Source organism: Pseudomonas sp. UBA6699 (assembly GCF_002454615.1).
GTDB classification, from domain to species: Bacteria; Pseudomonadota; Gammaproteobacteria; order Pseudomonadales; family Pseudomonadaceae; genus Aquipseudomonas; species Aquipseudomonas juntendi.
Genome location: NZ_DKJF01000011.1, coordinates 35949 through 48157, shown reverse-complemented (window position 1 = coordinate 48157; position 12209 = coordinate 35949). Strand labels below are relative to the sequence as shown.

Genomic DNA, 12209 nt, shown 5'->3' with positions numbered 1-12209 from the left:
CGGGCAGGCCGCGAAGTGGCCGAAACCGGTTTAACCGGCAGTTGGCTTTTTGACCGCCCTTGGTTTCTTCGCCGCCGCGGGTTTAACCCCCGGCAGTGCCGCTACCTTGGGTTCGGCCGGCGGCTTGGGCTCGGCTGCCGGCTTGGGTTTGGCAGGGGCCCGCTTGCGCGGTGCGGCTTTTGGTGCCAGGGCCTCGGCCTCGGCCAGCTTGCGAGCCATTTCCCAGTGGCGGTCTTCCTGGCCGGCGGGTTTACCTTCTGACTCCCAGATCTGGTAGGCAAATTCGCGAATACGCTTTTCATCGACACTCATCGAAACGCTCCTGATGCTCAAGATTGTTGGATCAACAGGTTGACCGGAAACTCCGCCAGCACGGCGCTCAACATCAGCTCCCTTGATGAGCTGACCGCCGCGCATGGGAAAAGTCCCGTCGAATTGGCAGGTGATACGGCAAACGGTAAAACCAGCCGGGTGTCGTCCCAGTTCTGTGCCGGGATCAACGGTGTTGGCGCGCTGCCGAGCAGGCTGCTGGCCAGGCGCGGGGCCACGACGATGGCGCGTTCGCCTTCACCCAGCCGGGCGAAGGCGACGACCTTGTCGGCATGCCGGCCCTGTACCGTCAGCGGCAGGTAGGCACCGCGGCGGAACAGCTCGGCATGTGCCTGGCGGCAGTCCAGCACACGGGCGACCAAGGCCTGCTTGAGGCGGCCGTCGCGCCAGTGCGACAGCAGCTCGGCCACGGGGGTGGCGCTTTCCAGGGTGGCACGCCGCAAAGCGTAGTCCACGGCGCGGCGGTTGTCCGGGTCGACCAGGCTCAGGTCCCAGTACTCGTTGCCCTGGTACAGGTCGGGCACGCCCGGGGTGGTCATGCGCAGCAGGGCTTGCACCAGGCCATTGAGGGCGCCGGGGCAGGCGAGCAGTTGTGCGGCATCGGCCACCGATTGGCGCAACTGCTGGTTTTCACTGCCCAGCAGCAAACCGTCCAGGTATCGGGCACAGGCCGCCTCGTAGGCTTCGTTCGGTGCGTTCCAGCTGCTGCGCAGCTTGGCCTCGCGCAGGGCCTTCTGCTGCCACTGGCGCACGCGTTCGGCGTATTGGCGCAAGGCGTTGGCGTCGTGCAGGTCAAGGTCCAGCGGCCAACTGCCGAGCAGCGTCTGCAACAGCATCAGCTCGTCGCCGGGGCTGGGCGCCAGGCCGTCCTCCAGCGGCGCACGCAGCGGCGCCGCCAGCTCGCGCCAGTGCTCCACGCGGCTGGCCAGCCACGGCCCCCGCTCGCTGAGCACGGCCAGGCGGGCGCGTGTGTCTTCGCCACGCTTGTGGTCATGGGTGGCGGTGGCCAGCAGGTTGTCGGGGAAGTCGCGCAGGCGCCGTTGCGCTTCGTTATGGAAGTGTGCCAGCGGGGCACTGAAGCGCTCGGCCTCGAAGCCCACATCGTTGCGCGACAGCAGCCGCGCGCTGCGGTAGAAGGCCGTGTCCTCCACCGCCTTGGCGGCACTGGGTGCGGTCAGTTGCTGGAAGCGCACGCAGGCATGGCGCAACTGCTTGCGCGCGCGCCCAGGCGGCAATTGCCGCCAGCCTTGGCCACCCAGCCACTGTTCCAGTTGGTCGAGCAACGGCCAGTCGGCTTCGGCCAGGTCCTGGCGGGCATTGGTCAGGGCTTGCTGGAAAAACACTTCGTCTTCAGCCGGGCGCCCGCAAGCATTGAAGTAGGTGCGGTACACCGGATAGTGCGCCACCAGCGCCTGCAGGGCACGGCGGATGGCGCCCAAGGTCAGGTCGCGGGTCATCAGGTCGTTGCGGGCGACCTGCAACAGCGCCTGGGCTACCGACTCGCAGTCGCCTGCCAGGCTGGCATTGAGCACCAGGTGGCGCGCCTGGCGCACTTCTTCAGCAAAGGCCGGGCGCTCGCTGACGTTGGCCCACAACTCGGTCAGCGGTGCTTCGCCGGCCGGGTCGTGCTGCAGCAGCGATACCTGGTTCATGAACTCGTAGCCAGTGGTGCCGTCGGTGTGCCAGTCGAGGTGCAGGTGTTCGCCGCTGCCGAGAATCTTTTCCACGTAGATCGGGAAGTGTTCGACCGCGGCGTTCAGCGGCCGACTGGCCAGCAGGCCGTCGACGCGCCGGCGCAGCTTGCGGCAATAGCCGCGCGGGTCGGCCAGGCCGTCGATATGGTCAATGCGCAGGCCGTCCACCAGGCCGCGTTCGATCAGCTCGAAGAGCTTGGCGTGGGTCGCCTCGAACACCACCGCGCGCTCGACCCGCAGGCCACCCAGTTCGTTGATGTCGAAGAAGCGCCGCCAGTTGATGTCGTCGGCGGCGGTGCGCCAGCTGGCCAGCCGGTAAGTCTGGCGCTCCAGCAGCAGGTGCAGGCGCTTGAAGCCGCTTTCGGCACGGCTGTCGAACGCCACCAGGGCCGATTCGAGGTCGGCACCCTGCTGCACCAGGCGCGCCAGTTCGGCCTGCAGGGGCAGGGCGTCAGCCAATGGCGTGGCCGCTTCGCCCAGCGCCGTGAAATGCTCTGCCAGGGCCTGCAGGGCGGGGTCCGGGCTCAGGGCCAGGATCCAGCCGTAGTCGATCGGGCAAATCGGGAAACGGTGCTGGTAGTGGGCAACTTGCAGCACGCCCCGGTCCTTGTCGAACTCCAGCGGGAGTTCGCCGTTTTTCAAGCACACGCCATAGTCGTTGCCCAGGAACGGCAACAGCAATTGCCCGGCCAACAGCGGATCGCTGGAATGCCACTGGATGTCGAAGAATTCTGCGTACGGGCTACGCCGGCCCCAGGCCAGCAGGCATTGCCACCACGGGTTGTCCGCGCCGCCTACGGCCATGTGGTTGGACACGGTGTCGAGGATCAGCCCCATGCCATGCTGGCGCAAGGCCGCTACCAGGCGCTGCAACGCCGCCTCGCCGCCCAGCTCGGGGTTGACCTGGGTCGGGTCGACCACGTCGTAGCCGTGGCGTGAACCGGCACGGGCCTTGAGGATGGGTGAGGCATACAGGTGGCTGATGCCCAGTTGGGCGAAGTAGGGCACCAGCGACACGGCGTGGTCGAGGGTGAAGTCACTGTGGAACTGCAGGCGCAAGGTGGCGCTCAAGGGCTTCATCGGTCACGCTCCCAGGCTTGTTCGCGGGCTTGGGCAAGCAGCTCCAGGCGCCGCGCGGCATCGTCGTCATTGAGCAGTTCATGCACCGGGCGGGCGAAGCGCCGGCGCCAGTTGGGGTGGCCGGTGGTGGTGCCTGGCAGGTTGGGTTGCTCGTCGCAGCCCAACAGGTCTTCCAGCGGTACCAGCACCAGTGGCGCCCGGGTATGGCCCACGTAGCGGATGGCGGCATCGATCACGGCGTCATCGTCGTTGAGCACGCCATAGTTGGCTTGCAAGGTGCGGCGCAGGCCGTCGTGTTGTTTCTGGCGGTCGTGGCGCCAGTGCAGTTCGGTGGCAGCGTCAATGAGTTGCAAGCGGTGGCTCCAGTCGATATCGCGGTTTTTCAGCCAGCCGGCCAGGGGCGCCAAGTCGTGTGTACCGGTAGTGGCCAGGGCGTTGTCGGGCCAGTCGAGTATCGGCGTGAACTGCCCAGGCTGGCGCTGCTCGAAAGGCAGCACGCGCATGCCCAGCACGGCTTTCTCGGCCAGGGCTTCGCGCAGGCCGGCGGGCACCGTGCCCAGGTCTTCGCCAAGGATGATGGCCTGGTGGCGGTGCGATTCCAGCGCCAGCAGCCGCAGTAGGTCCTCCAGCGGGTAGTTGAGGTAGGCACCTTCGCTGGGCTCGGCGCCTTGCGGTATCAGCCACAGCCGGCGCAGGCCCATGACGTGGTCGATGCGCAGGCCGCCGGCATGCGCCAGGTTGGCCCGCAACATTTCGATGAACGCGCGGTAGCCGTTGCGCTTGAGGCCTTCGGGCGAAAAGGCGCAAATGGCCCAGTTTTGTCCGGCCCGGTTGAGAATGTCGGGCGGTGCGCCCACATTCAGGCCCGACAGCAATTCGTCCTGGCGGCTCCAGGCCTGGCTGCCGGCACCGTCGGCGCCAACTGCCAGGTCGGCGATCAGGCCCACCCTCATGCCGTTGCCGCGGGCGGCCTCGTGGGCGCGTTGCAGGCCTCGCTCGGTGAGCCATTGGCAGAACGCGTGGAACTCCACCTTGGCCGGGTAGGCCTCGGCGATGGCCTGGACTTGCGGGTGACAGGGGTCTTGCCAGGGCGTGGGCCAGTGCCGCCAGTCGGCGCCCAGGCCATGCTCCACGGCATGGGCCTGCAGCACTTCGAAGCGGCAATGATGCTCCAGCGCTTCCCCGGCGGCTTTGCGGAAACTGTCGAAGTCCTCGCGCAGCGGGTGGCTGCCTTGGCTGAACCCCTGGTACAGCGCCTCCAGCACACGCAGCTGGGCGCTGGCGGCACGTGGCCAGTCAACCAGTGGGCGCTGCTGCAGTTCTTCCAGCTGTTGCTCCAGGCCGCAGGCTTCGATGGCCATGCGCACTTCCCGTTCACCCAGCAGGGCGGCGGGGCTGGCGTACAAGGTATTGAGCAGCAGGCGGCTGGAGGGCGAGTAAGGGCTGTAATGTTCCTGGTCGATGGCCGACAGGGCATGAATCGGGCTGATGGCCAAGGCATCGGCGCCGCGCTCTGCGGCCGAGCGGGCCAGTTGTTCAAGGGCCAGGCAGTCGCCATAACCGCCGTCGCCAGGGCGGCGCAGGCTGTACAGCTGAACCGCCAGCCCCCAGCAGCGCGCGGGTGTTTGCTGCGCGCTGTGCTCAAGGCTGTCTTCAAGGCTATGGCAACGGGGCGGCGCTACGGCCACCGTGAAACGGCGGCTGTCGATTTCGACCTGGTGGTAGCCGACAGGCAGTTCACCGGGCAGGCGGGCCTGCCGGTCAAGTTCCAGCACACGCGTGGCGCTGTCCTCGAGGGTGCAACGGGCGACGCTGGCCGCGCTGAAATAGCGTGACAGGTCCAGCGGCTGGCCCTGGTCCGCCGTCAACAAGGGCGGTAGGTGCTCACTGTCGTCAGCGGTCTCCAAGGCCTGCAGGCTTGCGGCGATTGCCGCATCGTCGCCGGCCGGGTGGCCCAGGCTTTCGAGCAGGTTGCGCAGCACGTGGTCGCTCACGCGCTGAGGGCGGTCATTGGCGTCGATCCAGTCGCGGCTAAGCCCGACGCGGTGCGCCAAGCGGTGCAGGGCGGTTTCGCTCATGGGCGCTCCTGGGCAGGGGGAAGCAGGCTGACCACGCAGCTGTACGCCGCCAGTTGGCTGTCGGGGTGGCGAGCATCGCCGCTGTCGAACAACCGCAAGGGCGGTGGCGGCAGCTCGACCGGCTGCGGGCTGTCGGCCAGGTTCAGGTCGATGCGCAAGGTGTTGCCATTGCCCAGCTGCCAGCGTGCGGTGACTGCCTTGTCACCGTGCACCTCGGCGCCCAGCGCACAGCTGCCAGGCAGGTGCGGGATCACATGGTGGCGGCGCAGGTCGAGCAACTGCTGATACAGGCCATGCCAGCCGGCCAGCACCTGCTTGCTGTAAGGGCGCGATGCGGCATAGGTCTTTTCGGCGTTGGGGTCGGGGATGTGCTCGCGCTGCTCGGGGTCAGCGAAGGCCTTGAAATGGGCGAACTCGCCACGGCGGCCTTCGCGCACTGCATCGGCCAGTTCGTCGTGGAAGTCGGTAAAGAACAGGAAGGGCTGGCAACTGCCTTCTTCGTCACCCATGAACAGCAGGGGGATCATCGGTGCCATCAGCAGCAAGGTGGTGGCAGCGCGCAGCGCCGGCGGTGGGCACAGGCGGGTCAGGCGCTCGCCCAGGGCGCGGTTGCCCACCTGATCGTGGTTCTGCAAGAACAGTACGAAGGCACTGGGTGGCAGATGCGCACTGGGTTCGCCGCGCGGCGTACCGTGGCGGTTGGCCTGGCCCTGGAACACGAAGCCTTCGGCCAGGCAGCGTGCCAGCTGGTCGATGGGGCGGTCCTTGTAGTCGGCATAATAGCCTTCGGTTTCGCCGGTGAGCAGCACATGCAGGGCGTTGTGGCCGTCATCGTTCCACTGCGCGTCGAAGCCCTGTTGCAACAGGGTGGCCTGGTTGTGTTCGTTCTCCAGCACCAGCCACACGTGGCGCCCGGGCTCCACTGCGGCACGCACGCGCTCGGCCAGTTCCACCAGAAAATCGGGTTGGTCGATGGCATGTACGGCATCCAGGCGCAGGCCGTCGCAGCGGTAGTCGCACAGCCACATCAGTGCGTTCTGGATAAAGTATTCGCGCACCTGCGGGCGGCGGAAGTCGATGGCCGCGCCCCAGGGCGTCTGCCGGTCTTCCCGGAAGAACGGGCTGGCATACTGGTGCAGGTAATTGCCGTCAGGACCGAAGTGGTTGTACACCACGTCCACCAGCACCATCAGCTTTTCACCATGGGCCTGGTCGACCAACGCGCACAGTTGCTCGGGGCTGCCGTAGGTGTGCTGCGGGGCGTAGGGCAATACACCGTCGTAGCCCCAGTTGCGCTCGCCCGGGAACTGCCCCAGGGGCATCAGCTCTATTGCGCTGATACCCAGCGCGGCAAGCTTCGGCAGTTGCCGGGCTACGCCCTGGTAACCATCGAGCAGGCCTACGTGCAGCTCTTGAATGACCGCCTCGTGCCAGGGGCGGCCTAGCCACGGGTGCTGCCAGGGGTAGCTGGCCACATCCACCACCTGGCTGGGGCCGTGCACGCCAGTAGGCTGGTAGCGCGACGCCGGGTCGGCCACCTGCAGTTCATCATCAATTCGAAATTGGTAACGGTCGCCGGCCCGGCAGGGCGCCACGCCGCTGAACCAACCGTCTTCATCGGGCTGCAGGGCGATAGCCGGCTGCTGCTCCAGTTCCACGCTCACGCTGCGCGCATCGGGTGCCCATAGGGCGAAGCGCGCCGACGTGGCGTCCAGCAAGTGTGCGCCATGCCTGTGCATCTTACAGCCCTCGCTCAGTAGTGGCTCAGTTGTGCTTGCTTGACCAGGTCTTCGTACAGCCGGGCGTAGGGTTCCACCGCCTGGCACCAGTTGAACGGCTGGGTCATCGACAGGCAGCGCATGGCGTTGAGCAGGTCCTTCTTGCCATAAACGTAGAAGGCGCGGCCAAGCGCTTCGCGGTAGCTGTCGACGGTCGACTCGTTGAACAGGAAGCCCGTGACCCCGCACTCGATGGTGTCGGCCAGGCCGCCGGTATTGCGCGCCACTGGCAGCGAGCCAAAGCGCTGGGCATACATCTGGCTGAGCCCGCAGGGCTCGTAGCGCGAGGGCATCAGCAGGAAATCACTGCCGGCGAACATGCGCCGGGCGTCGGTTTCGTTGAAGCCGATGCGTACCCCGATACGGCCTGGGTGGCGCAGCGCCAGTTCGCGCATGGCCTGTTCTTCCTCCGGCTCGCCACGGCCGATGATCGCGATCTGCCCGCCTTGTTCGACGATGTAGTCGGCCACGCCCAAGGTCAGGTCCAGGCCTTTCTGGTAAACCAGGCGCGAAACCACTGCGAACAGTGGGCCGTCGGAGTCGTCCAGGCCGAACAGTTGGCGTACTTCGTGGGTATTGCGTGCCTTGCCTTCCCAGTCATTGATGCTGAAGTTGTGCTGCAGGTGCTTGTCGGTGGCCGAGTCCCAGCTTTCGTCGATACCGTTGGGTATGCCGCCAAGCAGGCCTTGCTGGGCTTTGCTGGCGAGGAAGCCATCCAGGCCGCAGCCGAATTCCGGGGTGGTGATTTCCCGGGCATAGGTGGCGCTGACCGTGGTGATGTGGCTGGAGTAGGCAAGGCCGGCCTTGAGGAACGACAGCTTGCCGTAGAACTCCATGCCTTCCTGCTGCATGGCGTGTTCCGGGATGGCCAGTTCGGGGCTGCAACCACGGCTGTACACACCTTGGTAGGCCAGGTTGTGGATGGTGAACAGGGTTGGCGTGTTGAGGCCGCGCCAGTGCATGTAGGCTGGCGCCAGGCCGGCCGGCCAGTCATGCGCATGCACCACTTCGGGCTTCCAGTGGATCATGCCTTCGCCGGCTGCGATTTCCGCCGCGGCCAGGCCCAGGCGAGCGAAACGGATGTGGTTGTCTGGCCAGTCGCGACCGTTGTTGGCGCCGTAGGGGGTGCCGTCGCGTTGGTACAGTTCGGGGCAGATGAGCACATAGATGACCAGGCCGTCGGGCATGTCCATGCGGCCGATCTTGCATGGCGGCAGGGCTGCGTGGCCGCCCAGTTCGCCGACGATATGGATCGGGTTGTCGCTTTCGACCACCTGTGGGTAGCCCGGGATCAATACCCGAACATCGTGCAGGTGCGCCAGGGCGCGCGGCAGGGCTGCAGACACGTCACCCAGGCCGCCCGTCTTGACCAGATCGGCGATTTCCGAGGTCACGAACAGAATCTTGCGCTTGTTGGGGTTGTGCTGGCGCTGGGCGCCGGGTGCCTTGGCTGTCGTGGCGAAATCCGGGGTGAGCGGTTCGCGCTTCTCGGTGATGAACGTGTTTACGTGTGGCTCGACAGCGGCACTGATCATACTTCTCTCCGTCCCTATGCTTGCCGGGTGCTGGCACCCGTGGCGTTGTTTCGTGCTAGTTCTCTCTGCTTGCTGAATACGTACTGCTTTCCATGCCCCATGGTCGTGCGCACAGGCACCGCGCGCTCGGCGTTCCGGCCGAAGGCGTTTGAGCGGGTAGGGGTGGTGGCCGAGGCTGGGGGATCCCGTTGCGTTTGGCCTACTTAGTTCCTGACCTGCCCGCGTTTCGTAAAGTTCGACTTATTTTCGTCACTCTTCCATTGAGCAAATCGCGGGCCGAAAACCGAGTGTAGGAGAGAAAAGGCAGAAAAGGTGACCCACTGGTCACATTTGAGAGCATGCGGGCTAGACGCAAACGTTGGCGTTTGTGAGTGGATGTGAACAAGCATGAAGCGGGGAGGGTAATTGCGTGCTGATGCCGCGCCTTTTTGTGGCGCGATGGAGGGCATGCGCCATGTTGGTGCGCTTGTGCTCGCCCGAAAAAGGGCCGTGGTTGGGCGCGGGGTTTATCCGCGAAGCGCCGCTCGCGCGGCGCTCGATCTGGCAGAAGGTGAGCCGCTACAGCCCTTCACCCAGCACCCGGTCGATGCTGTCGACGAAGTAATCCACGCTGGCCCGGCTGGTGCACATTGGCGGCTTAATCTTGAGAATGTTCAGGTGATCCCCTGTGGGTTGCATGAAGATGCCCAATTCCCGCAGCCTGTCGCAGAGCAGCTGGGTTTCCTGCGTCGCGGGCTCCAGTGTTTCGCGGTCACGCACCAGTTCCAGGCCCAGGTAGAAGCCCGAGCCATGCGCGGCGCCGGCCAGCGGGTGCCTGTCGACCAGCGCCTGCAGGCGCGCCTTGAAATAGCGCCCGGTGTCGCGGGCGTTGTCCCACAGGCCTTCTTCCTGCATCACGTCCAGTACTGCCATGCCAATGCGGCAACTGACCGGGCTGCCACCGGCAGACGAGAAGAAATAACCCTCGGCCTCCAGTGCTTCGGCAATGTCGCGGCGGGTAATGACCACCCCCAGCGGCTGGCCGTTACCCATGCCCTTGGCCATGGTGATGATGTCGGGCACCACGCCTTGCTGCTCGAAGCCCCAGAAGTATTCACCCAGGCGGCCATAACCGACCTGGACCTCGTCGGCGATGCACACGCCGCCCCTGGCCCGGACCTTGGCATAGGCCTCGCGCAGGTACCCCGCTGGCAGCGCGATGCCACCGGCATTGCCGTACACCGGTTCGCAGATGATGCCGGCCAGCTGTCGGCCACGGGCATCGAGGTCGGCCAGCTCGGTGTCGACATCGCGCAGGTAGTCTGCTGCGCTGTCGGCGCCACGGTAGCGGCCGCGGAAGGTATTCGGCGCCTCGACCGGGTGCACCCAGTCCGGGCGGGTGTGCAACGCCTGCGGGTTGTCGGCGATCGACGTGGAGATGGCATCGGTGGCCACCGACCAGCCGTGGTAGGCCTCCAGCACGCTGAGCAGGTCGCGCCCGCCGCTGTAGGCCCAGGCCAGCCGTATCGCCAGGTCGTTGGCTTCGGTACCGCTGTTGACCATGAATACCCGGTCGAAGCCTTCGGGTACCAGCTTCAGCAAACGCTCGGAGAACTCGGTGACGGCTGCGTAGTGAAAGCGCGAGTTGGTATTGAGCAACGACCACTGCCGCGCCGACTCGGCGACCATGCGCGGGTGGCCATGGCCCAGTACCGCAACGTTGTTGAGCATGTCGAGGTAAGCGCGGCCTTGCATGTCGAACAGGTAATTGCGCCAGCCACGTTCGATGTGGGGTGGCTGCGCGTAGTAGTGTTTCTGCGAGCGCGCGAAGCTGGCGTCGCGACGCGCCAACAGGGCCTGTGGGTCAGGCAGTGGCTCGGCATCGCAGTCCAGGCCCAGCAGCGGCGCGGGGGAAGGGCACAGGGCCAGCCAGGCATCGGCATGGGAAGGGCTGGCGAAGAACGGTGGCTGGGTGTCGGTGCCCAGGCACACTTGCACGCGAAGCACGCCGCAACTACGGCCCAGCGCCTGGCCCTGGGCCACGGCCTGGCCATCGGCTGGCGCATCCTGCAGCCCCTGTAGCCACAGGGCCCAGTGCGCAGTACGCAGGCAACCGCCAGCATCGCCATGGCGCTGCCAGGTGCCGGCCGCCGGTGCCTGGAGCAGGCTTGCGTGCGGCACATGCAGTTCAACGCCGAGTGCGCAAGTGGTCGGTTCTGCGGCGCGGTCGATATGGGTTTGCGACAGGCGATACTGCCCGTACAGGGTGCAGGCCGGGGCAGGTTGCCGGGTGAGCAGGTGCTGGTCGAAGCCAGGTTGCTCCCAGTTGCCCGCCTCATAGTGCGCACTGAGCACGCCGAGGTCGAGCCGGTGCACCGCCTGCCCTTGCAGTTCGGGAAGCAGCGGCGCGCAGCCGCTCATGTCTGGCGTGGCGACCGGCAACCCCGCAGCCCGCAGGATCGCTGCCTGCATCAGGGCGAAGGGTACGGCGGTGGCGGTATCGAAAATTTCCCACTCATGGGCGACATTGTCGCGGGTGTACTGGTTGCCTGGGTCCACCGCCAACTGCTGTGCGCTGCTCAGCACCAGTACTGCGGCGCGGTTCAGCACCAGTGGCCACAAGGCCCGTAGCTCTGCCTCGGTGAGTGGGTTGTGGGCCTGGTAGGCGCGGATCGCCGGGAGGATCCGCAGCGGGTCGCCTTCGGCGTGGTGCAGCAGCGCCGCACAGGTTACCGACAGGTCAGCGATGCGCCAGGTACGTAGCAGGTCGCCGAAGTCGATCAGCCCTCGCAATTGCCATTGGCGCTGGTCGTCGCGCGCCCACACGGTGTTGTCGTCGGTGATGTCCAGGTGCACGGCTTGGCTTGGCAGGCTGCCGATCAGGGGTGCCAGGTGGTGGGCAGCGACCGCGGTGGCCTGTGTGATGCGGCGGCGCTGGTCGGCATCGTGCAGCACAGGGAGCAGGTGCTCTATCAGCGTTTGCGCATGCTTGGGGTCCCATTGCAGGGGGCGCTCGAGGCCAGGGTGGTCGAAACCGGCCAAGGCCCGATCAAGCTTTGCGCAAAGCCCGCCCAGTTCGGCCATCAGTTGCGCCGGGAGGTGGGCAAGGCGCGTCAGCGGTTGCCCCTCGATGTATTCCAGCAGGCGTACCCGTAATGGCTGGTCTGCGACGTCCAGGGCCAGCAAGGCTTCGCCACTGAGTGCCGGGCGCACGCCTGGCACGGGCAGGCCATGCTCGCGCAGGTAGGCGAGGGCCGCATGCTGGGCCTCCAGTTCGACCTGGGCGTAGCTGCCATGGCATGCCTTGAGCACGAAGCTGCCTTGCGGCGCGACCACGCGCAGGTTCAGGTCCTGCTGGCTGCCCAAGGCCGACAACTCACCGGTGAGGCCGTAGTGGGCCTGCAGCAGGCCTTGCGCCTGGGGGGCGCTGAGCACAGGGCCTGGCAAGCTGGAACGCTGGACCAGCGCGTGGAGGGCAGGGGAGGCAGTTTGGGGGTGACTGGACATGGGCTCTACCGTTGAGGCGGGTGGACGGAGCGACTTTATGCCCTACCTGGCTGATGACTAAAGACGATCGTCATCAGATTTTCTGATGACTGGTGCAGTGGCTGTTAATCACTGAAACGGTACGTGTGTGCCCGTGAAACCGGGGGTTGGTGAACTTCCTTCGTGGGCCGATCTCTTACTAGGCAGGTGATGTTGCATCACCGTCTGTCGAAATTTAATGCGAAAAGT

6 protein-coding genes are annotated in these 12209 nt (G+C 66.0%); all 6 read right to left on the bottom strand.

Translation table 11 applies throughout. From position 1 onward, the window contains the following. Window positions 1-30: 30 nt before the first annotated feature. A complete protein-coding gene (locus B3361_RS02120) occupies window positions 31-312 on the bottom strand; it encodes a DUF2934 domain-containing protein (RefSeq protein ID WP_029886657.1) in 282 nt (93 codons plus the stop codon). Between the two features lie 17 nt (window positions 313-329). Next, window positions 330-3104 (bottom strand): malto-oligosyltrehalose synthase, encoded by a 2775-nt coding sequence (locus B3361_RS02115; RefSeq protein WP_054904817.1) that lies wholly within the window; start codon window positions 3102-3104, stop codon window positions 330-332. Then, window positions 3101-5182 (bottom strand): 4-alpha-glucanotransferase, encoded by a 2082-nt coding sequence (gene malQ / locus B3361_RS02110; protein WP_286920054.1) that lies wholly within the window; start codon window positions 5180-5182, stop codon window positions 3101-3103. Before malQ ends, B3361_RS02115 begins: the two co-directional genes overlap by 4 nt. Continuing rightward, window positions 5179-6921 carry a malto-oligosyltrehalose trehalohydrolase gene (gene treZ / locus B3361_RS02105; RefSeq protein WP_054904815.1) on the bottom strand — a complete coding sequence of 581 codons (1743 nt, stop codon included), beginning with the start codon at window positions 6919-6921 and terminating at the stop codon, window positions 5179-5181. Before treZ ends, malQ begins: the two co-directional genes overlap by 4 nt. Window positions 6922-6935: 14 nt before the next feature. Next, window positions 6936-8495: a glycogen synthase GlgA gene (glgA, locus tag B3361_RS02100; RefSeq protein WP_054904814.1), complete on the bottom strand. Its 1560-nt coding sequence runs from the start codon at window positions 8493-8495 to the stop codon at window positions 6936-6938. A gap of 558 nt (window positions 8496-9053) precedes the next feature. Then, window positions 9054-11981, bottom strand: a complete 2928-nt coding sequence (locus tag B3361_RS02095) for an aminotransferase (protein ID WP_154211269.1) — start codon at window positions 11979-11981, stop codon at window positions 9054-9056. Between the last annotated feature and the right edge of the window lie 228 nt (window positions 11982-12209).